This window comes from Levilactobacillus enshiensis (assembly GCF_007115095.1).
Lineage (GTDB): Bacteria > Bacillota > Bacilli > Lactobacillales > Lactobacillaceae > Levilactobacillus > Levilactobacillus enshiensis.
This window is the reverse complement of the sequence record NZ_SULH01000011.1, coordinates 65,638-86,492: the sequence shown is the minus strand read 5'-3', so window position 1 is coordinate 86,492 and position 20,855 is coordinate 65,638. Positions and strand designations below refer to the sequence as shown.

The window sequence follows — 20,855 nt, the reverse complement described above, 5'->3', positions numbered from 1 at the left end:
ACCTCCTGTACGTGTTAATGCTAGCAAACAGCCCTGAAAAACACAACTAACTCATCAAAATGTCGACATGGGGTCGGCAACGCGGTGGTTTTCTTGACAGCTAAATAGGCATTGGCAGCTTCCCTTGCGGAAAACGGCCAATGCCTATTTTGAGGTTTAACGCTATTTACTTTTGCGGTGCCTCTTCGTAGTCGCCGTTCGGGCAGACGATTTGTACGCCACCACGAATCTTCTTGGCAACTAAGTAGTGGCCGTCCTTCGGGCAATCACGGCCGACTGGCTTGTCCCATGAGACAAAGTCACAGTCGGGATAACGTGAACAACCGTAGAAAATCCGGTTCTTCTTAGACTTCCGCTCGATGACTTGGCCCTTGTGACAAACGGGGCAAACGACACCGATTTCCTTGACGATTGGCTTGGTATTACGACAATCGGGGAAACGAGAACAAGCGTAGAATTTTCCGTAACGGCCCATCTTGATGACCATTGGTGCGCCACAGATGTCGCAGTCAAAGCCAGCGGGTTCGTCACGAATCTGAATCTTTTCAATGGCGTCCTCGGCATGGGCAACTTCCGTTGAAAATGGCTTATAGAAGGTGTCGATAACCTTGACCCAATCCTGTTGCCCCTCTTCGATACCATCCAACTCGTGTTCCAAATTGGCCGTAAAGTCAACGTTGACCACATCAGGGAAATATTCATTGATGATGCCATCGACGATTTCCCCCAGTTCAGTCGGTTCAAAGCGACGACCAACTAGTTTGACGTAGTAACGCCGTTGAATCGTGTCCAAGGTTGGGGCATACGTTGATGGCCGGCCGACACCGTTTTCTTCCAATGCCTTGATCAGGTTGGCTTCGGAATAACGTGCAGGCGGCTGGGTAAAGTGTTGCGCCGGATCGGTTTTGGCCAGGTTGACTTGGTCCCCGATTTCAAGATCAGGTAACAGGTTATCCTTTTCCTTGTTGTCCTTGTAGATCTTCAAGAACCCTTCAAACTTCATCTTTGAGCCGTTAGCCCGGAACGTCACGCCATTTTGTTCCAACGTGACGGCCATAGTATCCATGACGGCATTCGTCATTTGACTAGCCACAAAGCGGTTCCAGATCAATTGGTAGAGCCGGAATTGGTCCTTGTTGAGGCGATCCTTCAAGCTAGCCGGAGTCCGGAAGACAGACGTTGGCCGAATTGCTTCATGGGCGTCCTGTGCCCCTTCTGGCAGCTTGCCCTTGATGGGCTTCGTGGCGGCATATTCGGCACCGTACTTTTCGTGCAGGAAGGTTGAGGCCTCGTGTTTAGCGATACTTGAAATCCGGGTGGAGTCGGTCCGCATATAGGTAATGAGCCCCTGCGTCCCTTCCTTACCCAGGTTGATTCCTTCGTAAAGCTGTTGTGCGGCCATCATGGTCTTCCGCGTTCTGAAGTTGAGCTTCCGGTTAGCGTCTTGTTGCATGGAACTGGTCGTAAACGGTGGTTGCGGTGAACGTTTCCGTTCTTTACGTACAACGTTAACAATGTCAAACTTGCCGGTCTTGTCGAGCTTGCCTAACACTTCTTGCACGGCCGTATTGTCCTTTAAGCTAGCCTTCTTACCGTTGAGCCCATAGAAACTCGCGTCAAAGGTGTGCCGTGCTTTTTTGAAGGCACCATCGATCGTCCAGTATTCTTCAGGAACGAAGGCTTTGATTTCCTTTTCCCGTTCGATGATCAGTGACAAGGCAATCGATTGTACCCGTCCAGCACTGAGCCCCTTCTTCACCTTTTTCCAGAGCAATGGCGAAATTGAGTAACCGACCAACCGGTCAAGAATCCGCCGTGCCTGTTGGGCGTTGACGAGGTCCATGTCGATGGTCCGTGGGGTCTTGAAGGCTTCCTTAACGGCATCCTTCGTGATTTCGTTAAACGTCACCCGGTTTTTGTCGTTCACATCTAAGTTTAGGACATGAGCTAAATGCCAGGCAATGGATTCCCCTTCACGGTCAGGGTCAGATGCGAGATAGACGGCTTTGGCCTTCTTGGCTTCTGACCGTAAGCCCTTAATGACGTCACCCTTACCACGAATGGAGATGTAGTGTGGATCATAATTGTTTTCAGTGTCGACCCCCATCGAACTTTTCGGTAGATCACGCACATGTCCTAGACTAGGCATTACCTTGTAGGTCCGACCTAAATATTTTTCAATGGTTTTCGCTTTTGCTGGTGATTCAACGATAACTAATTTTTTTTGCGTTTTTCGCCGTTTCTTGGTACTTGCTGTTGGTTTAGACTTAGTCGGCAAATCACATTACTCCCTCGAATGATAGACGATAAAGGCCCGTTTGGTGGGGCCCGTCACCTCTATTTGATTTGTTTTTACGACGAACTTAGAGTTCGCTAATTTATTCACTATAATCCCACACATGATATTTCAAGTCAGGGCCACTTGTCAACTAAAACTTCTTCCATTATATGCTCCGAATTCAAGATTGGTTTCGCTCCAGCTAAAATTAATTCGTTGGTTCCCACCGAATTTTTACCGTCGATAGTTCCCGGAACAGCCAGAACATTCCGATTTTCCTGAAGCGCGATATTGGCGGTAATCAGGCTGCCCGAGTGATGGGCGGCCTCAATCACCAGGACACTTTGTGAAAGACCGGCAATGATCCGATTACGCTCCGGAAAATGATGGCGGGCCCCCTGGGTACCCCACGGATACTCCGAAAAGATAAGTTGTTGATGCGTTAGTGTCGTCATCAAGTCGCGATTGGCTGCGGGGTAACAATGATCCAATCCCGTACCGATGACGGCAATGGTCTTGCCACAATGGGCAAGGGCCACCTGATGAGCCAGCGTATCAACGCCTTGTGCCAAGCCAGACACCAGACAGACGCCCCGCTCGACGACGGCTGGTAATAAGAGCCGCATCGCTTTGATGGCGTACGGCGTGGGGTGCCGCGTGCCCACCACGGCCAATTGCGGCGCCCGTAGTAATCGGAGATCACCCAGAAAGAATAAGGCAACTGGCGGCGCATAGGTCTCTTTCAACGCTTCTGGGTAAGCAGCGTCGGCGATCGTCAAGCACCCACTGTGTGCAAGATTAGTGGTGATGGTGGCGTCGAGCTTTGCCGAAAAGAGATGCTGGGTAATGGCCGTGGTCCGCTTTTCGGGCAGGTTGAGTTCAGTCAGCATGGTCATTAGGACGCGGGCGTTGATGTGAGTGACTTGGGGATGGGCCAACGTCCAATGCCAGCAAGCGGTGGTGGTCCCATGACCGATGCCAGAGATGAGTGGTAAGCGCATGAAAAAATCACGAAGTGTCAGTTGCATAAGCAACCTCCTTTTTCCCTTTTAGGGTTAACTCCGTGATTTGTTTGTAATTATTTTTTGGACGGGTGAAAAAGTTTGGCGGTGAATCGGTGTGACTCCCCGGTCAGCCAGTCCCGCCAAGTGTTCAGCCGTCCCATAGCCAGCATTCTGAGCAAAGCCATAACCGGGATAAAGCTGGTCATAAGTCGCCATTAAATGGTCTCGGTACACTTTGGCCACGATACTGGCAGCGGCGACACTAGCGCTCTTAGCGTCACCCTTGATCAGTCGTGTTTGGGGTAAGTCTACCGGAATCTGCATGGCATCAACAATCAAATGTTGTGGTGCCAAACCGAGACCAAGGACGGCGCGTTGCATGGCTACCCGAGTCGCTTGATAGATGTTGAGTTGATCAATCAATTGCGGGCTACCAATACCAATGCTGACGGCTTGTGCCTGGGCTAAAATCAAGGGGTAGAGGCGTTCACGTTCCTTAGGTGTGAGCTGCTTAGAGTCGTTGACTAAGGGAATGTCAAAACTCGGTGGTAAGATCACAGCACTCGTCACGACCGGACCAGCGAGTGGGCCTCGTCCAACCTCATCAATACCAGCGACGAGTTTCCCCTGCTCCCAGAATGGCCGTTCGTAGTGCAAGCGTTGTTGAAACGCGGCTTCGGCTGCTGCAGCTTTGGCCAGCCGGCGTTTAATCTGCCCTAGAAGCTGCTGGGCCCCTTTGCGGGCGTCCGTGGCTAACGAGTCCAGTCGCGGGTCAGCGGGGTCAGTAACGTCATTTAGCGCCTGTTTTAAGGCACTTAAACTGGGACGGTCACTCATCAGACTCATCACCCTTAGGGGCGCGGTCAAGGGTGAAGCCCCCCAGCTTGCGGTGCCGAGCATCTAAAATGAGGCGTTCACTAGCCCGTTCATAGTCGTCACGCATCCCGAACTTTTCGGTGATCTTCAGGAGCAGGTCAACGTCGCTAAGCTCTAAGTCGGCTGCAGCCAAGTGATAGCGTTCAGTCAGGGCTGGGGCGTAGTACTGCCGAAAGAAGCTCAGGCCGTACAGTGCAACGTCGTCCTTGGCGTAGAGTTTTTCCTTAATGGCACCGGTCAAGGCTAATTTTTGAGCCGTAGTCTGGTCCTTGAACTTGGGCCAGAGAATCCCGGGTGTGTCGAGCAATTCCAAATGCTTGCTGGAGCGTAACCACTGTTGGCCCTTGGTCACGCCGGGAGTATCCCCAGTGACGGCAGCCTTCCGGTTAACCAAGTGATTGAGTAAGGTTGACTTGCCGACGTTAGGCACCCCAACGGTCATGGCCCGCATGGGGCGTTCCTTTAATCCCTTTTCGTGTTCGGCAGCCAGTTTGTCGGCCAGAATGCTACTGGCAATCTTGGTAATCTGCTTAGGGGTCACGTTAGCCCGGGAGTCGATAGCGATGGCGGGGATGCCCTGGGACCGATAATAGGTCATCCAAGCGGCCGTTTGCTGGGGATCGGCAAGGTCTTTTTTAGTCAAAATGATCAGGTGCGGTTTATGCTGTGCGATGCGGGCGATCTCCGGATTACGGGATGCTGCGGGGATGCGCGCGTCGACTAATTCAAATACGATATCGACGAGATGGATATTTTCTTCCATTTGGCGAATCGCCTTGGCCATATGGCCGGGGAACCATTGAATGGTACTCATAATTGTCTCCTTTTCTCTTACGCGAGTGCTGCCAGGTATAGTTGCCAGGCATCGTCAAAAATCGTCATGGACGGTAAATAAGGGGCATTCTCCTCTAGGTACTTGGAGAGTGGCTCAAACTGGGTCTCTTGTTTCGGAAAAGCGCTATCCAGAAAGGCATTGTTGGCAAATGTTGCTACAGGATCGTAGCTTTCGGTGTTGCGTTGGGTCATTAAAAATTGATAGAACGTTTTGGGCATTAGTGGTCTCCTTAGTTTTTAGGAATCCGGGCCTGAAAGACAAACTTACCAGCGCCGGAGAGGTCGATCTCTTTGGCTACGTACGATAGCTTATTGCCATTACCGATGGCCGTTAAGTGTAGGGTCATGGTTTCCGCTTTGGTATCCATTGCGACCCATTTGGGAAGTGGATAGTTCTTAGCGATGTAACTCAGGACGAAGCTTACGGGAACCGGTAAGGAGCCAATCGACAGCTTTTGGGCCTTTAATTGGACGTCTCCTGAGGATAACACGGTCGGCTTAAAGAGTAAAACAAAGTTGACGTTGGCGCCGAGAACTTGCGTTGACCCAGTCAGCATCGCGTGATCGGTCACTTGAAAGCTGTATTTGAGCGCTGAATTTTTGAGTGACTTATTGACATAGTAGTCAGCCAAGGCATTGACCTGGGCCTTGTTTAAGGTCACATCAAGGTTAGTCGTATTCTTCGTAACCTTGGCCGTTGAGTCAATTTTGACTGGTGAAAAGGCCTTGACGCCGATGGTAACGGTCGTAATCAGTAAGACGGCGACCAGGGCGATGAACCCCCATTTCCACCAGTTATGTGTCCGTTCCGGACTTTTTGTTTGTCGTTGCATACGGCGGTTCCTCCTTCTAGTTTACTTTAATAACCATTGTTGATGGGCCTGCATCTGCTGAAAGGCATAGCGGGTCATGAGCCGGTATCCTCTAGCGTTGGGATGAAAGTGGTCGACCGATGACAGGTACTGATTAAGTTCCTTACTACTATCGCTGGATAAGGCCATCTCCTGGAGGCTTTGGGTAGATATATTCCCATTATTCGACTTCTGTGACTGCCGTTTTAACCGTGCCTGTTGGGTCACTGACTTGAACTGTCCCACGGACAAGGCCCGATTAATATCGATCATGTATAAATTATCCGTCTTAGCGGCGGTCGTCTTTGTCGTAACATTCCAATCGTCGACCGCATTGGTAATCTGGTCGATATTGGCAAAGTAAACGTAGATGGGATTGTAAATGGAGTACAGATAGATGGGCGCACGCTCATTGTAGCTCCGCACCGTGGTCAATAGTCGGTGGAGCTTCGTTTGATACGCTGCTTCTGCGGTATCTAATTGGGCATCTAGCCGCGATTGCTTATTGATCGTCACATTCTTCTCTAAGGTTTGCAACAAGTCATTCCCACCGACCGTCATCACGATGGCTTGTGCCTTGCTGACCTGGTCTTGCATATCCTTGCTATCCAATAGCCGCTTTTCAATCTGGTCACTCCGGTCACCCGACTTGCCATAGTTGTGCATGACTACTTTCACGTGATCTTTACGATGAATCATGGTTTTCAGCCGGCCAGTGTAGCCACCATCATTTTGCTGATCACCCACACCTTGTGTTAGGGAATCTCCTAGTGCCACGATACGGACAACTTTACGGTGATTATCACGTGTTGATGAGGTGTCTTGGGTCGTCCGCGCGCCGGGATGCCAATACGTGACTGCGGCAACCACGATAACGACGAGTAGCAAGGTCACCCCAATGATCTTACTGATATTTTTAAATTTCATCTCAATCCCCCCTCGGGATAAAGAAAAAGCGGTGACGTGGCCACCCCTTTTCCTAAGTTGATTATTTAGTTGGGTCCGTATAGTACATCAAAGCAAACGCGCCAGGTCCCCCGTGGGTCGCAATGATGGGAACCGTTTCTCTAACTAAAACGTCTTTGTCTGGTAAAATCTCGTGCAGGTGGCCTTGAATCTTATCTACGGATTCAAAAGCCTCAACGTGAGAAATCCCAATGGCAACGATGTCAGGCGTCTGCTTGATCTGTTCGTAAACCTTGTCAAAATAACGATCAATGGTCTTCATACCCCGGCCTTTAGCCCGAATCTTCAGTTCACCACCGGTAACTTGCAACACGATTTTAATATTTAACAAGGAGGTTAGCATGCCTGCCGCACGACTGAGACGGCCACCCTTCAAAATGTTTTCAAGGGTCACAATTCCCATGAATAACTTGGTGTGGTCACGAACAGCGGCCGCACGCTCGATGATTTCATCCTTCGTGGCGCCGGCTGCGGCCAATTTAGCGGCTTCAACGACTTGGAAGCCCAGGGCCTGGTCGGTCGTTTGACTGTCCACAACCGTGACGTCCGTTTTGGATAAGTTAGCCGCCTGTTCGGCCGTATGGACCGTCCCACTGATGGCTGCCAGCATGTTAAAGCAGATGACACTGCTACCATCGGCACCTAATTTGTCAAAGGTCTCAACAAATGACCCTAACGGTGGCTGACTGGTCTTAGGCAATGTCTTTGCCGTTTTCATTTTTTCAATGAACTCTTTATTCGTAATGGATTCCCGTTCAACGTAAATCGTATCGTCGATCATGACCGTCAACGGAATAATGGTAATGTTGTAGTCTTGGATGTCCTGCTCGGAGATACCGGCAGATGAGTCCGTAACAATTTTTATTTTAGCCATGCTATTCCACTCTTTCTGACCAGAGATTTTGGTTTATGCTACAATATGCGTAATGAAACATACGGTAATAGTATAGCAGAGTTGCTAATTTTTTTCAGTAGTTGTTCGGAACTCCCCCGTTCGTTTTCATAAAAATTATTTACAACAATAAAGGAGGAATTTGTTTGGAAAAACAACGTAGTCACACCTATCAAATCGTCAATGAGGTCTTAAACGCCGCAACACACGGAATTGGTGCCGCGCTAAGTATCGCGGGTCTAGTTATCTTGTTGTTACAGGCACACGGTAAGGGCGGTTCCTTACGAATGACCACGTTTGCCATCTACGGCGCCATCCTAGTTCTGTTTTACCTCGCATCCACACTTTTTCATAGTTTGTACTTTACCCGTGGTCGCCATGTTTTTCAAATATTCGACCACTGTGCCATCTACTTATTGATTGCCGGGACCTATACCCCATTTAGTTTATTGGTGGTTGGCGGTGCTCTGGGCTGGACCATGTTTGGCATTATCTGGGCAATGGCCGTTTTGGGGATTGTCTACAAGGCCATTTGGTTAGGCAAGTATCAGAAATTGTCGACTATTATTTACGTGGTCATGGGCTGGATGTGTCTGATGGGGATTAAACCCCTGTATACGGGGTTAGGACCCGTTGGATTTGCGCTACTGTTCTGCGGCGGTGTCGCCTTTACTTTGGGCGCAGTCATTTATAGTTTCAAAGGAATTCCGTTCGGCCATGTCATCTGGCACCTGTTTGTGATGCTCGGAACGGGGCTCATGTACTTTTCAATTTTATTTTACGCTTAATAACTAAAGGCTCTGCCGTTATCTGATTCTTCAGACAATGGCAAAGCCTTTTTTAGTTACAAGATTGCTTTCGGGACCAAGGATGAAAATCTTGCTGATACGCAGGCTTGATGCCGGTCACCTTTGAATTTGAGCGCTCGTGAACAGTTATTTACTTGGAATCAGTAATCCGCTGGAACTGCTCGAATACGTAGTCGTACGGATTCTTTTCGTTGCGAACCCCCGGTTGGCGATTGATGCGTTGAAATTGACTGTAATCGAGGGCGGGCATCCAAGTGTCGCCATCGAAGCCAGCATCAATAGTGGTCCGATAGAGCAAATCCACGTCGTCTTTTAACTCATTAAAGAGTTCAGCGCCCCCCACAACGAACAGCTTCTCAGTTGGTCGCTGCGCAGCGTATTCCCGAACGGCATCACGTGAGTTCAAGACTGTCACGCCCGCCGGAAAATTTTCTGCGGGTTGGTGGGTCAAAACCACGTTGGTTCGATTGGGTAATGCCTTGGGAAATGAGGCGAATGTTTTAGACCCAGCGATAATGGTATTGCCGGTCGTGACGGTCTTGAAGAAGTGCATGTCAGCTGGTAAGTGCCATGGCAACTGGCCCTTAAAACCAATGACGTGGCCCTGACTCTCGGCCCATAGGAAAATCAACATCGGCATTCCCTCCTAAACGGCCACGGGGGCCTTGATTGCAGGTTCTGGGTCATAGCCCGTGACCTTGATATCGTGCATGTCATAGTCAAAGATACTGGACTTGTCTGGATTGAGCCAGAGTTGGGGTGCCTCGTGCGGCGTACGGGCGAGCTGCGTCTTAATTTGGTCGATGTGGTTCAGGTAAATATGTGCATCGCCCAGCGTGTGGACAAAATCCCCAACCTCCAAGCCAACTTCTTTGGCAATGAGTGATGTTAGCAAGGCGTAACTCGCAATGTTAAATGGGACGCCGAGAAAAATGTCCGCACTCCGTTGATAGAGCTGGCAACTCAGTTTGCCATCGTTGACGTAAAACTGAAAGAGCGTGTGGCATGGTGGTAAGGCCATGGACGGCACATCAGCCGGGTTCCAGGCAGAAACAATCATCCGCCGAGAGTCAGGATGTGTTCGTAGCGTGTCAATCACGTTTTGAAGTTGATCGATAGTTTCGCCATTGTGTCCTTGCCAAGCACGCCATTGACTACCGTAAACCAGCCCCAGATCGCCATAGTGGTCGCCAAAGGCTTGGTCAGTCACAATGCGGTCACAGAACGCCTTTTTTTCAGCCTGATAAGCGGTGTTGAAGTCAGCATCGACCAAGGACCGTCGACCGAAGTCGGTCATATCCGGTCCATGATAGTCGGGACTGTCAACGTAGCGCTGAAACGCCCATTCGTCCCAAATGTGATTGTGATGTTGTAGCAGGAAACGAATATTTGTGTCACCACGTAAGAACCACAGTAGTTCGGATTTGATGAGTCCAAAGGGAACCTTTTTCGTGGTTAGCAGCGGAAAACCTTCTTGGAGGTTAAACCGCATCTGGTAGCCGAATAAACTAATGGTCCCGGTACCAGTTCGATCAGTCTTTTCATGTCCCGTTGTTAGAACGGTTTTGGCTAAGTTAAGGTAAGCATCTTCTAACATACTCGTTATCTCCTATTCGGCGTATTCACTCAGGTATTCCCACCGAGTCATCTTATCATCTAATTGATGGTCGAGGTCATCTAGTTTGGCTTGTAAGTCAGCTAACTTATCATAATTGTCTCCGTTGGCATTCATATCCGCTTGAACTTGGGATTTTTGACTTTCAAGATCGTCAATGACCCCCTCAATGCCTTCCCACTCCTTTTGTTCAGCGTAGGTCAACTTGACCTTCTTCTTGGGCTTATCTTCGGTAGCCTGAGCTGGCTTTTCTGTCGTCTTCGGTTTGGCCTTGGCAGCATGCGTTTGCTGTTGGGCCATGTCAAGGTACGTGCTAAATTGCCCAGAGTAACGTTCAATGTTGCCGTTACCCGTAAAGATAAGGAGACGATCGGCCACCTTGTCCAGGAAGTACCGGTCATGAGAGACGGTAATTACGGTACCGGCAAATTGACTGATATAGTCTTCCAAGACGGTCAGTGTCCCAATATCCAGGTCATTAGTTGGTTCGTCGAGAAGTAAGACGTTGGGTTGTTCCATCAGTAGTTTCAAGAGATATAACCGCCGTTTTTCACCACCGGAGAGCTTGCGAATCAAGGTACCGTGCATGAAGCGCGGAAACAGAAACTGTTCCAGCAATTCGGCAACACTGACGGAATCACCCTGATTATTGGTCACGTTTTGACCGACTTCGGACAGGTAACTGATCATTCGCTTGTCCTCTGGAATGGGTTCGATTTGTTGCGTATAGTACGCCATCTTAACCGTTTCCCCAATCGTGACGATTCCAGAATCCAATGGCAAACGCTGAGCAATGACATTAAGCAGGCTCGATTTACCCGCCCCGTTTTCACCACTGATTCCGATGCGCTCGTTTCCTTGAATCAGGTCACTAAAGTGGTCCAAAATGACATGATCGCCTAGCTTGAGGCTAGCATCCTTTAACTCAATGACCTTTTTTCCCAGTCGTTGTTGGCCGAGCGAAATGGAAACGTTGTTTTGCACCTGACGAGTACCGACGTTACTGGCAATATCATTGAACCGGTTGATTCGGGCCTGTTGCTTGGTTGAACGGGCTTTGGCCCCGGCCTTCATCCAAGCTAGTTCCTTTTTATAAAGCTGTTGTTGCTTCTGGTCGGCCTCAGCCTCTTGGGTGACCCGTTCAGCTTTTTCTTGGACATAGGCTTGATAATTACCGGGATATTGGTAGAGCTTACCGAAGTCTAGTTCCCAGATCTGATTGGCAATCTGGTCCAAGAAGTACCGGTCATGAGTGACAACCAGTAAGGCGCCCTTATAAGAGCTTAAATATTGTTGAAGCCAGGCGATGGAGTCGAAGTCTAGATGGTTGGTAGGTTCGTCCAACAGTAAGAGGTCGGGCGATTGAATCAAAACCTGTGCCAGACCGACCCGCTTGATTTGGCCACCGGACATTGTCTTGATAGACTGTGACAAGTCAGTAATCTTCAGTTGGGTGAGAATCGTCTTAACGTCACTTTCAGCGGTCCACGCGTCCTCTTCGTTCATCTGGGCTTCAGCGTCTAAGTAACGTTGCTGCGCCTGGGAATCCTCTGGATGTTCCCCATAAGTTGCCAGGGCGGCCTCGTACCGGCGAATTGTCACGAAGACTTTTTGATCACCTGAAAAGACGGCATCCATGACGGTTAAATTTTCATCCAAATCTGGTTTTTGCGTCAGGTAACCAATGGTGTAGTCCTTAGGGGTATTGATCTCCCCTGATTGTTCGTTACTGATGCCATCCAGGGTGTTTAGCAGGGACGTTTTCCCACTCCCGTTGACACCGATCAGTCCGATGCGGTCGTGCTCATTGATGATGAAATTCAGATTATCAAATAGTGTTTTTTCACCGTAAGTGCGGTGTAGATTTTCTGCGCGTAAGGTTTGCATAATGTCTCACTCTCTTATTTCAAATTCGATTGGGCCGTCGCGTAAGCAACCAATGCCGTTGATTCATTCGGCAGTTGTCCCGTGACGACCTGGTATTCCAAATCACCCAGTAAGGCCCCAAGTTGGGGTCCAGGTTGAACCCCTGCTTGCATCAGGTCCTTACCAGTAGCCGCAAGCTCTTTTTTGTTCTGGATGGGCAAGTCGTGAAGGTGTTGTGTTAACTCTACGTCTCGATCAGGCGCACCAAGAATAACGGCGACTTCGTTAGCGACAGGGGTCAGCTCGACACCGCACTGATAGAGTTGCCAAGCGTTCGGGGTCGCAGTCAGTAGTGTTTGTGCCAGACGACTAGCGGTTTGAACGGCCGTAATCATTTGGTTGGCAGCTTTCCAATGCTTAAGAAATGGTGTGATCGTCGTATAGTCTAAACCAAATTTCGTGGCTAATAACGTCCAGGTCGCCGTGTCGCTAGAGGTTCCTTGACGAAGCTGTTCACTCAGTGCCTGTAGGTCGTGTTCATGAGCTGCAAAGTCCGGACAGTGTTGCCAAAGACCGGTCCGCATGAAGACGGTGAGACCGCGCTGGGGCGCCTTCCCCGTGAACATTTTTTGTAATTCTACCTGTGTTCGTTCAACGGCAATTTTAGCCAAGAGTTGGGCGTGGTCAGTAATGGCTGCCTCGGTCTCAGGAATAATGTCAAAGTCGAGCTGACTGGCAAAACGTACCGCCCGCATCATGCGCAAGGCGTCTTCGTGGAACCGTTCTTGCGGATCACCCACGGCCCGAATGTGATGGTTTTGGAGGTCCGTCAAGCCGTCAAATAAGTCGATGATTTCGCCGTCTTCACGCATCGCTAGGGCATTAATCGTGAAATCACGGCGCTTTAGATCCTCTTGTAAAGAACGGACAAAGGTGACTTGGTCGGGGCGACGAAAATCGGTGTAGGTCGATTCGGACCGAAAAGTTGTGGTCTCATAACCGGTGCCATGATCTAAAATCATCACGGTACCGTGATCGATTCCTGTGTCAACTGTGCGCTTGAATAGCCCTTTAATTTCGTTGGGATAGGCACTCGTGGCAATATCAACGTCATGGATGGCCTTCCCTAAGATGGTATCGCGAACGCTACCACCCACAAAGTAGGCTTCGTAACCAGCCGCTTCAATGGTCTGAAGTACTGGTCGCGCAGCCTCAAATTCATTTGGTAAGTGTTCTAACTTCATTATCTTTCACCCTTCTGCCAGCTAAATTCTGTCAGTGCTTGCACCGCGTTCAACATGTACGTGGTCACAAGGTTCTATATGCCAGTCTAACAGATTCGCCGCAAGAATTGAATTCAAACCACGATTCGCTAATCAGTTTCTCAGCAGTTTCTATATTGGCTGTGCTATCATGAAATAAGGATTTTTGTTGGGAGCGATGCAGATGACACAACAGGATGAGTCAATTCATGTGCTAGATTTGATTATGATTGGTGTTGGGTGCGCCATGTTTGCTTTCGGATTGGTATTTTTTAACATTGCCAACCACTTAGCGGATGGCGGCATTTCGGGGGTAACGTTGATTTTACGGGCTTTATTTGGTATTGACCCCGCCTATTCAACGATTCTGATTAACGTTCCCTTAATTTTAATTGGGTGGCGCTTTTTAGGTCGGCAATCATTGATCTATACGATCTACGGGACGATTATGCTGTCCTTATTCCTATGGATCTGGCAACGTGTACCGATCGTCATTCAACTACACAGTGACCTTTTGCTGTCGGCGTTAGGTGCCGGTGTCATCGGTGGTTTCGGTTCTGGTCTCCTCTACCGTTATGGTGGGACGACTGGTGGAACTGATATTATCGCACGAATCTTTGAACGGTTTCGCGGTGTGCCCATGGGACGAACCCTGCTCTACCTAGATGTCGTGGTTCTCTTATTCTCTTTGGTCTACATTGATATTCAACACATGGCCTACACGTTGATCTACTCGTACATCTTCGCCCGCATTGTGAACTTTACGCAGGAAGGTGCGTATGCGGCACGAGGAATCATTGTGGTGTCAGATCATCATCAAGAAATTACGGACAATATCATGGATGAATTGGGTCGTGGCGTTAGTCTGATTGACGGTGAAGGTGGTTACTCCCATCAAGCACGTAAGATGATCTACGTAGTTGTTGCGCCGAGCGAACTCCACCGCTTGCGGCAAATTATTCAGCGTAACGATCCGCGTGCGTTTGTTTCGGTGATCAACGTGAATGAGGCGCTGGGCGAAGGATTTACCTTCTCTGTCCCTAAAAAAGGTTGGCTGGGGAAACTAAAGCGTTAGTGGCTGGGTTTGCAACCGCGGGTTTGGCGGTTGCTTTTTTTGATGTTTATAAGTTAAAGTAATTTTTGTGTGTTAACTATATAAAAAGAGCAACTCCAGTGAGTCGCCCTTTTCGTCGTTTTTTTAATCTTGGTAGCCTTCCAACATCAATGCCATTTCCGCATCGTCTGGAACGACCTTCAAATAAGCGTGTAACAGCTTCACAACTGTTTCACTGGCCCCTTCTTCCCGGTAGAAGTAGATGGCCGGCTTCAGGAAGTCCGCCTGATCCATAAAGAACGGCTGGGCCGCATCGTAATACTGGCGTGCCAAGTCATATTCTTCCTGATGTTCAGCCGTGACGGCTAAGTTCCAGTATAATTGGGGATCCGCGTCTTCCGCCTTCACGTATGGTTTCGCTAAGGCTTCGTTTTCGTCCCAACGCTCCTGCTTGACGTACAGATTGCTGAGTTGAATAACAGCGCCTAAATCGTCACTGTCGAGCTCGTGACCCTTCTTTAGGTACTTCTCAGCCAATTCCTCGTCATCGAGCTTAGTAGCCACGTGAGCCGCCTGTAACCAGAGCTTCTCGTTGTACTGATCAACTCCCAGTCCCTCCTGCAAGGTCGTCAATGCTTCGGCTAACCGGTTCTCTTCTTCGAGGGCTTGTCCCAGATAAGGATACAAGGAGGTGTAATGGGCATCACTGTCCTTCAACTCACCGAACAAACGAATAGCCGTGGTCCGATCCTTCAGCTGCAGGTAAGTGAAGGCCGTTTCAAATTTCACATCGGGGGTCATATCACCCGTATGAATCTGCTTGAGGTAACCAATGGCTTGTTCAAAGCGCCCGGCATTCGCATAAGCAACGCCCAGCCGTTCGACTAGGTTGACCCGTGAGAGTTCCGTTGTACCGGCCGTAATGAGGTCTAAATACAGCGGAATGGCCTTTCTAAACTCACGCATGGTGAAATAGAGCTCCGCTAAGGCAAACGTGATGACCGGCTCGTCAGGGGCCAATTTCTTGGCCGTTAACAATTTCTGTTCGCTGACTTCAAAAAGTTCCTGCGTTTGGTAAAGATCCGCAGCCACCATCAAGGCTTGAACGTAAGCCGATGACTCGGGACTGACTTCGTTCAAATAGGTCAAGGCCTCATCATTTTTATCTTCATCGATGGCAATATCGGCTAAATTTGTCCTTAATTCATCTTCAGTTGGGTATTTTTTTAGTAATTTTTCGTAAATTCGCCGGGATTGATTCAAAAAACCTAACGAGTAGAGCTCTTCGGCTAGACTAAACAGCGTATCATCGTCGTCGTGTCGCAGGGACAGAGCGTACTGCTTCTTAAATTCTTCAAGTTGACCCTTCTCTAATAGGTCCAATGCCGTTTCTGCGTAACTCATAACCCGCCTCCAATTATCATTTTCCGATTGCGGTTAACCGCTAAATGATACTGGCGGCTAACTACTGGTCACAACTTATTGCGCAACCATTCTAGTTTACAAGATTTTTGCCCGAAATACTGCTATTTTGACTTATTTTTAGCCATTCAGCATAAATTGTCCAGCCGAGGTGGAACTACAGAAATCCGTTTGCTTTACCAAAACGTGACCTGCGGCTGTCGCCATAGGAACCAGCTGTAGCCCATGGCATTGAGAGAATGGTGAGGCCCAGCTTAACCTCCAATTCTGGGCTATCAAGCACGATAACTGTTTTCAACCTTTTGCATATACCAAAAAAGCCAGCCCGGCATACGCCGTTCTGACTTCTTTACGCGTTAAATAAATAATTATTTAACAGCATCCTTTAAAGCTTTACCTGGCTTGAATGCAGGTACTTTGCTTGCAGGGATTTGGATTTCTTGTCCAGTTTGTGGGTTACGGCCCTTACGAGCTGCACGTTCACGTACTTCAAAGTTACCAAAGCCGATCAGTTGAACCTTTTCGCCTTTAGCTAACGTTGCTTGGACAGAATCGAAGACTGCGTCAACTGCAGCCGTTGCGTCCTTTTTAGTTAAACCAGTTGCAGTTGCAACGTCGCTAACCAATTGTGCTTTGTTTGCCATGTTTGAATTCACCTCCTGAACAGAAGATTAGATGAATGCCATCTAGTGATCATTTTTGAGTGGTCCAAAAATGATGAAACAAATACGGTCAACCGCATCATTTCTTTATCAAAGATAGCACAGGAAGCCTTATATGACAAGGGATAACGGTACTTTTTAGTAATTATCCTAAAAGAATTACTGATTTTGGTGAAAAAACGCCTAAAATCGTTCCCAAAGCTGGTCCCACGCACCTAAATTACTTCCGCGCACGCTCAATCAGATGAATTGGGGTCCCCTCGAAATCGAAGTGTTCCCGAATTTGATTCTCAAGGAATCGCTCGTAGGAGAAGTGCATCATTTTAGGATCGTTGACAAAGACCACGAAGGTCGGTGGCGCCACGGCCACTTGTGTTGCGTAGTAAACTCGCAGCCGTTTGCCGTTGTCGGATGGCGTTGGGTTCAGGGCAATCGCATCCATGATCACGTCGTTTAACGTTGCGGATTGAACCCGCTTATTGTGGTTCTCAGACACGCGCTTAATCATGTCCGGCAATTGTTCCAACCGTTGCCCCGTCTTTGCTGAGACAAAGATGATTGGTGCATAACTCAGGTATTGGAACTCTAACCGAATCAGATTCTGGAAATCAGTCAACGTGTGATTATCCTTCTTCAAGGTATCCCACTTATTAACTAGGATAATGATTCCGCGACCCGCCTCATGGGCATAGCCAGCGACCCGTTTATCCTGTTCGCGAATCCCTTCTTCGGCATTCAACACGACTAACACAACATCTGAATCGTCAATGGCGCGCATCGCACGCATGACGCTGTAACGTTCCGTATTTTCGTAGACTTTCCCCCGTTTACGAATTCCGGCCGTATCGACCATCGTAAACTTGGTATCATCCGCGGTGAACTTAGTGTCGACGGCATCACGGGTGGTCCCAGCAATGTTAGAAACAATCACGCGGTCTTCACCAAGAATGGCGTTAACCAATGATGATTTTCCCACGTTCGGGCGACCAATTAGACTGAAACGAATCGTGTCGTCCTTAGGCGCACCGTCATCGTCAGGAAATTCCTTCACAACGGCGTCTAGTAAGTCTCCTAAGCCCAACCCGTGGACCCCAGAAACGGGGTATGGATCGCCAAAGCCGAGTGAATAGAAGTCATAGATTGACTCTCTAACATCCGGATTGTCAGCCTTATTGACGGCTAGCAAGACTGGCTTGTCCGCACGGTATAAGATCTTAGCAACCTTTTCATCAGCGTCGGTAACCCCCTCAGGAGCACTAACGATGAAGACAATCACATCGGCTTCTTCAATCGCGATTTCGGCTTGTTGCGTAATTTGTGTCAAAAATGGTTCATCACCGAGGTCAATCCCCCCGGTATCGATCATCCGAAATTCAGTTCCGAGCCATTCAGCACGGGTATAGATTCGGTCCCGGGTAACCCCCGGTGTATCTTCCACGATGGAGATCCGTTCGCCGGCGATCCGGTTGAACAGGGTCGATTTCCCAACGTTAGGTCGGCCGACAATGGCAACTACTGGAAATGCCACTACAAATCCCTCCTTTAACTTTTAAGCAAAACGTCTGTTGACATGAAAAGGGGGCTCAGAACGAAACCAACAAAGTTCCGCTCTAAACCCTCTTCAACCAAACGTATTAGTTGTTTTCGTTATCTTCCATATCTTTCTTCAAGCTGTCCCCAATGAGGTCACCTAAAGAGAAACCGGTGCTTTCTTCTGGGGCGTTAGCCGTTGAAGTTTCAGCAGAGTTCCGGTTGTTACGACGACGGTTGTTGTTACCGCCATTGTTGCTCCGGCTCCGGTTATTGTTACTGTGGCTTTCGGAAGCTTCGTCACCAGATTGTGGCTTTTCTTCCAAGGCCTTGATGGACAATGCCAAGCGGTGGTCGTCAGGACGAACGTCCAAGACCTTAACCTTGATTTCTTGACCAACCTTCAAAACGTCAGCAGGCGTTGCGATGTGTTGGTGAGAAATTTGGGAAATGTGAACTAAACCTTCAACGCCAGGGAAGACTTCCACAAAGGCACCGAAGCTAGTCAGACGCTTAACCGTACCATCTAAGACGCTACCTTGAGGGGCTTTGTCTTCAATCCCGTCCCAAGGTTCTGGTAAGGTTTGCTTGATGGAAAGAGAAATCCGGTCGCGGTCTGGGTCTACAGATAAGACCTTAACCTTAACTTCTTGACCCACCTTCAAGACATCGCTAGGCTTTTCAACCCGTTCAAAGGCGATTTCTGAAACGTGAACCAAACCATCAACACCACCAAGGTCAACAAAGGCACCGAAGTTGGTCAAACGAGCAACTTTACCTTCGACAATATCGCCAGCAGTTAACTTAGCCATGATTTCAGCCTTTTGTGCAGCCCGTTCTTTTTCAACAAGTGCACGGTGAGACAAGATCAGACGGTTTTCGCTAGGTTCGATTTCAACGATCTTGAATTCAAGCGTTTGACCCTTGAATTGAGAAAGATCTTCAACGAAGTGGTCGGATACCATGGATGCAGGAACGAATCCACGCACACCGGCATCAACAACTAACCCACCCTTAACCACTTGGGTAACGGGTGCAGTTAACGTATGACCTGCTTCGAATTCCTTTTGGATGTCGTCCCAAACCTTACGGGCCTCCAAACGACGTTGTGACAGTAAGTAACTGCCGCCTTCCTTATCGGTACCAATACGAGAAATTACGACGAGGTCCATAACGTCCCCGACTTTAATTACAGAATTAATATCATCTACTGGTTTCGTGGAAAGTTCCTTCTTTGGAACAACCCCTTCAACGCCAGTATCAGCAATACCAACGATTGCTTGTTGGTCATCATCGATTGCTAAGACTTCACCCTTAACAACGTCACCAACTTTAACGGTGTCGATGCTGTTTAAAGCATCTAACAGATCGTTATTTTCATTGTTTTGACTCGTGCCATTTTCACTCATGCGAATTTTTCCTCCTTGCGACAACTCTATATACTATTCTAGCCGATTGTGTCCGTAAAAGCTAGTAAAAAGCCCATTTCTATAGGGATTCTTTTTCTTGAATGGTTTCAGCGATTTTATCAGCCACCTGTTCGATACTCATAGACGTTGTATCTAAGCGAATCGCGTCGGCTGCTTGGGTCAATGGAGAAACCTTCCGGGTCGAATCTTTTCGGTCCCGTTCTTCGATTTCATGTTTCAAGGTTGCCAGTGGGGTATCAATTCCCTTAGCGGCATTGTCCTTCAAGCGCCGTTGTGCCCGTTCATCAACACTGGCGACCAAGAAAATCTTGACCTGGGCATGTGGCAAGACGGTCGACCCGATATCTCGGCCGTCCATCACGATGCCACCGGCCTCAGCAATTTGTCGTTGACGTTCAGTCAATTCCTGACGAATCGCTGGCAGTGCCGAAACGGCTGAAACCGAGTTAGTGACGTCCGGTTGGCGAATTGCCAAAGTCACTTCTGTATCATCCACAAACACTTTTTGTACGGGTGTCCCCGGCTCAAAGCGAATCGTTATCTGATCCAGCAGTTGCTTAACGGCCGGTTCATCATCCAAAGCCACACCAGCTTGTAAGACTTTCCAAGTAATTGCCCGATACATGGCACCGGTGTCACAATAGATGTAATGAAAACGTTGCGCAACAATCTTGGCGACCGTGCTTTTACCGGCCGAAGCAGGACCATCAATCGCAACTTGTAACCCTTGTTTCTCCATAAAGCCAAACTCCTATCAAATAAAGTTTAACGAACCCGTAATTTCTGCCCGGGTTGTAATGAAGCCCCGGAAGAAAGGCCGTTTAATTCCAATAATTTCTGCACAGAGATCCCCGCATTAGTGGCAACCCGGTAAACACCCTGACCAGACTCAACCGTCGCGTATTTGGCACCTGAAACGGAACTACTGCTACTCTTGCTTGAGCTACTTGACTGTGACGTCGTTGACTCATCGGTGGTAGCAGAAGAACTGCTAGTGTGTGAAACCGAACTAGCAGTTGTGGTTGAAGTTGTTGATTTCTTTTTGCTACTGGACTTAGCCTTTTTGCTACTCTTAGAACTCTTGGCTGTCTTGTCCTTGTGTGAAGAACTCGACGAACCAGCAGCCACATTTTCTGTGTTCTGGGGCCGGTTAACCGCGCTCTGGCGTGCCAGACCGTAGACCAACGAGGCCGCCGCAATCACAACGATAATGGCAACCAGAATGACCGTCACCATGGTATTGCTATGATTTTGTCGCCGCATTTTCGTTCGCGACAGGTTTCCCTGATCGTCTCGATCATCGGCAAACGATTGATCCCAAGGATGGGATTCTTGCTCCTTCGACGTTTGATCGTCACGCTTTTGACTCATCATCTAACCTCCCTGAAAAATCTTCGACTGTAATTGTATCATTATTACAGATTTTGCGATACCCATATTTCCTTAAGATATCGCTATGAAAGGCCTTTTTGCATTATCAATCAACTAAATTAATGTGTCAACT

Annotated in this window: 19 protein-coding genes and 1 pseudogene; 2 read left to right on the top strand and 18 right to left on the bottom strand. The window is 48.7% G+C overall.

Features of this window, described 5'->3' with window-relative positions; genetic code table 11:
* Positions 1–166 precede the first annotated feature (166 nt).
* The 8 genes from topA to FAY32_RS11235 form a co-directional block, all read right to left on the bottom strand.
* Complete coding sequence (topA, locus tag FAY32_RS11270; protein WP_143463534.1) at positions 167–2,278, bottom strand: type I DNA topoisomerase; 2,112 nt, start codon at positions 2,276–2,278, stop codon at positions 167–169.
* 134 nt (positions 2,279–2,412) lie between these two features.
* A complete protein-coding gene (gene dprA, locus FAY32_RS11265; RefSeq protein WP_143463533.1) occupies positions 2,413–3,306 on the bottom strand; it encodes a DNA-processing protein DprA in 894 nt (297 codons plus the stop codon).
* A gap of 27 nt (positions 3,307–3,333) precedes the next feature.
* The gene (locus tag FAY32_RS11260; protein ID WP_143463532.1) at positions 3,334–4,119 is read right to left on the bottom strand and encodes a ribonuclease HII; all 786 of its coding nucleotides are present in this window, start codon (positions 4,117–4,119) and stop codon (positions 3,334–3,336) included.
* Positions 4,112–4,972 (bottom strand): ribosome biogenesis GTPase YlqF, encoded by an 861-nt coding sequence (ylqF, locus tag FAY32_RS11255; RefSeq protein WP_143463531.1) that lies wholly within the window; start codon positions 4,970–4,972, stop codon positions 4,112–4,114. Before ylqF ends, FAY32_RS11260 begins: the two co-directional genes overlap by 8 nt.
* Positions 4,973–4,989: 17 nt before the next feature.
* The gene (locus FAY32_RS11250) at positions 4,990–5,211 is read right to left on the bottom strand and encodes a YozE family protein (protein WP_143463530.1); all 222 of its coding nucleotides are present in this window, start codon (positions 5,209–5,211) and stop codon (positions 4,990–4,992) included.
* An 11-nt stretch (positions 5,212–5,222) separates the two neighbouring features.
* Complete coding sequence (locus FAY32_RS11245) at positions 5,223–5,825, bottom strand: YpmS family protein (protein ID WP_143463529.1); 603 nt, start codon at positions 5,823–5,825, stop codon at positions 5,223–5,225.
* Between the two features lie 21 nt (positions 5,826–5,846).
* A complete protein-coding gene (locus FAY32_RS11240) occupies positions 5,847–6,770 on the bottom strand; it encodes a GDSL-type esterase/lipase family protein (RefSeq protein ID WP_143463528.1) in 924 nt (307 codons plus the stop codon).
* Positions 6,771–6,831: 61 nt separating this feature from the next.
* Positions 6,832–7,683, bottom strand: a complete 852-nt coding sequence (locus tag FAY32_RS11235; RefSeq protein ID WP_143463527.1) for a DegV family protein — start codon at positions 7,681–7,683, stop codon at positions 6,832–6,834.
* A gap of 164 nt (positions 7,684–7,847) precedes the next feature.
* Here FAY32_RS11235 and trhA point away from each other — a divergent pair, with 164 nt between their 5' ends.
* Complete coding sequence (gene trhA / locus FAY32_RS11230) at positions 7,848–8,489, top strand: PAQR family membrane homeostasis protein TrhA (RefSeq protein ID WP_143463526.1); 642 nt, start codon at positions 7,848–7,850, stop codon at positions 8,487–8,489.
* A gap of 151 nt (positions 8,490–8,640) precedes the next feature.
* Here trhA and FAY32_RS11225 read toward each other — a convergent pair whose 3' ends face one another.
* From FAY32_RS11225 to FAY32_RS11210, 4 genes are read right to left on the bottom strand one after another with little or no spacing between them, the layout of a single operon-like run.
* The gene (locus tag FAY32_RS11225) at positions 8,641–9,144 is read right to left on the bottom strand and encodes a dihydrofolate reductase (protein WP_143463525.1); all 504 of its coding nucleotides are present in this window, start codon (positions 9,142–9,144) and stop codon (positions 8,641–8,643) included.
* A 12-nt stretch (positions 9,145–9,156) separates the two neighbouring features.
* Positions 9,157–10,107, bottom strand: a complete 951-nt coding sequence (locus FAY32_RS11220) for a thymidylate synthase (RefSeq protein ID WP_143463524.1) — start codon at positions 10,105–10,107, stop codon at positions 9,157–9,159.
* A 12-nt stretch (positions 10,108–10,119) separates the two neighbouring features.
* The gene (locus tag FAY32_RS11215) at positions 10,120–12,012 is read right to left on the bottom strand and encodes an ABC-F family ATP-binding cassette domain-containing protein (RefSeq protein ID WP_143463523.1); all 1,893 of its coding nucleotides are present in this window, start codon (positions 12,010–12,012) and stop codon (positions 10,120–10,122) included.
* A 14-nt stretch (positions 12,013–12,026) separates the two neighbouring features.
* The gene (locus FAY32_RS11210) at positions 12,027–13,235 is read right to left on the bottom strand and encodes a CCA tRNA nucleotidyltransferase (protein ID WP_143463522.1); all 1,209 of its coding nucleotides are present in this window, start codon (positions 13,233–13,235) and stop codon (positions 12,027–12,029) included.
* 202 nt (positions 13,236–13,437) lie between these two features.
* Here FAY32_RS11210 and FAY32_RS11205 point away from each other — a divergent pair, with 202 nt between their 5' ends.
* Positions 13,438–14,328 carry a YitT family protein gene (locus tag FAY32_RS11205; RefSeq protein WP_143463521.1) on the top strand — a complete coding sequence of 297 codons (891 nt, stop codon included), beginning with the start codon at positions 13,438–13,440 and terminating at the stop codon, positions 14,326–14,328.
* A gap of 123 nt (positions 14,329–14,451) precedes the next feature.
* On the opposite strand, the pseudogene FAY32_RS11200 reads toward FAY32_RS11205, so the two are convergent.
* The 6 genes and pseudogenes from FAY32_RS11200 to FAY32_RS11175 all read right to left on the bottom strand — a co-directional run.
* Positions 14,452–15,720: pseudogene (locus FAY32_RS11200) on the bottom strand (tetratricopeptide repeat protein); the annotation flags it as partial.
* Between the two features lie 377 nt (positions 15,721–16,097).
* Positions 16,098–16,385, bottom strand: a complete 288-nt coding sequence (locus tag FAY32_RS11195; protein ID WP_225421803.1) for an HU family DNA-binding protein — start codon at positions 16,383–16,385, stop codon at positions 16,098–16,100.
* A 226-nt stretch (positions 16,386–16,611) separates the two neighbouring features.
* Positions 16,612–17,919 carry a ribosome biogenesis GTPase Der gene (gene der / locus FAY32_RS11190; protein ID WP_143463519.1) on the bottom strand — a complete coding sequence of 436 codons (1,308 nt, stop codon included), beginning with the start codon at positions 17,917–17,919 and terminating at the stop codon, positions 16,612–16,614.
* A 106-nt stretch (positions 17,920–18,025) separates the two neighbouring features.
* Positions 18,026–19,330, bottom strand: coding sequence for a 30S ribosomal protein S1 (rpsA, locus tag FAY32_RS11185; RefSeq protein ID WP_143463518.1), 1,305 nt, complete (start codon positions 19,328–19,330; stop codon positions 18,026–18,028).
* 79 nt (positions 19,331–19,409) lie between these two features.
* Complete coding sequence (gene cmk / locus FAY32_RS11180; protein WP_143463517.1) at positions 19,410–20,090, bottom strand: (d)CMP kinase; 681 nt, start codon at positions 20,088–20,090, stop codon at positions 19,410–19,412.
* A 26-nt stretch (positions 20,091–20,116) separates the two neighbouring features.
* Complete coding sequence (locus FAY32_RS11175; RefSeq protein WP_143463516.1) at positions 20,117–20,722, bottom strand: LysM peptidoglycan-binding domain-containing protein; 606 nt, start codon at positions 20,720–20,722, stop codon at positions 20,117–20,119.
* Positions 20,723–20,855 lie beyond the last annotated feature (133 nt).

Bases quoted from the DNA above. Each gene is read 5' to 3' on its own strand.
- FAY32_RS11235 (WP_143463527.1), bottom strand. From the start codon at position 7,683: ATGGCTAAAATAAAAATTGTTACGGACTCATCTGCCGGTATCTCCGAG.
- FAY32_RS11250 (WP_143463530.1), bottom strand. From the start codon at position 5,211: ATGCCCAAAACGTTCTATCAATTTTTAATGACCCAACGCAACACCGAA.
- dprA (WP_143463533.1), bottom strand. From the start codon at position 3,306: ATGCAACTGACACTTCGTGATTTTTTCATGCGCTTACCACTCATCTCT.
- FAY32_RS11245 (WP_143463529.1), bottom strand. From the start codon at position 5,825: ATGCAACGACAAACAAAAAGTCCGGAACGGACACATAACTGGTGGAAA.
- FAY32_RS11260 (WP_143463532.1), bottom strand. From the start codon at position 4,119: ATGAGTGACCGTCCCAGTTTAAGTGCCTTAAAACAGGCGCTAAATGAC.
- FAY32_RS11205 (WP_143463521.1), top strand. From the start codon at position 13,438: ATGACACAACAGGATGAGTCAATTCATGTGCTAGATTTGATTATGATT.
- FAY32_RS11220 (WP_143463524.1), bottom strand. From the start codon at position 10,107: ATGTTAGAAGATGCTTACCTTAACTTAGCCAAAACCGTTCTAACAACG.
- FAY32_RS11225 (WP_143463525.1), bottom strand. From the start codon at position 9,144: ATGTTGATTTTCCTATGGGCCGAGAGTCAGGGCCACGTCATTGGTTTT.
- FAY32_RS11240 (WP_143463528.1), bottom strand. From the start codon at position 6,770: ATGAAATTTAAAAATATCAGTAAGATCATTGGGGTGACCTTGCTACTC.
- rpsA (WP_143463518.1), bottom strand. From the start codon at position 19,330: ATGAGTGAAAATGGCACGAGTCAAAACAATGAAAATAACGATCTGTTA.
- FAY32_RS11215 (WP_143463523.1), bottom strand. From the start codon at position 12,012: ATGCAAACCTTACGCGCAGAAAATCTACACCGCACTTACGGTGAAAAA.
- cmk (WP_143463517.1), bottom strand. From the start codon at position 20,090: ATGGAGAAACAAGGGTTACAAGTTGCGATTGATGGTCCTGCTTCGGCC.
- FAY32_RS11175 (WP_143463516.1), bottom strand. From the start codon at position 20,722: ATGAGTCAAAAGCGTGACGATCAAACGTCGAAGGAGCAAGAATCCCAT.
- FAY32_RS11210 (WP_143463522.1), bottom strand. From the start codon at position 13,235: ATGAAGTTAGAACACTTACCAAATGAATTTGAGGCTGCGCGACCAGTA.
- ylqF (WP_143463531.1), bottom strand. From the start codon at position 4,972: ATGAGTACCATTCAATGGTTCCCCGGCCATATGGCCAAGGCGATTCGC.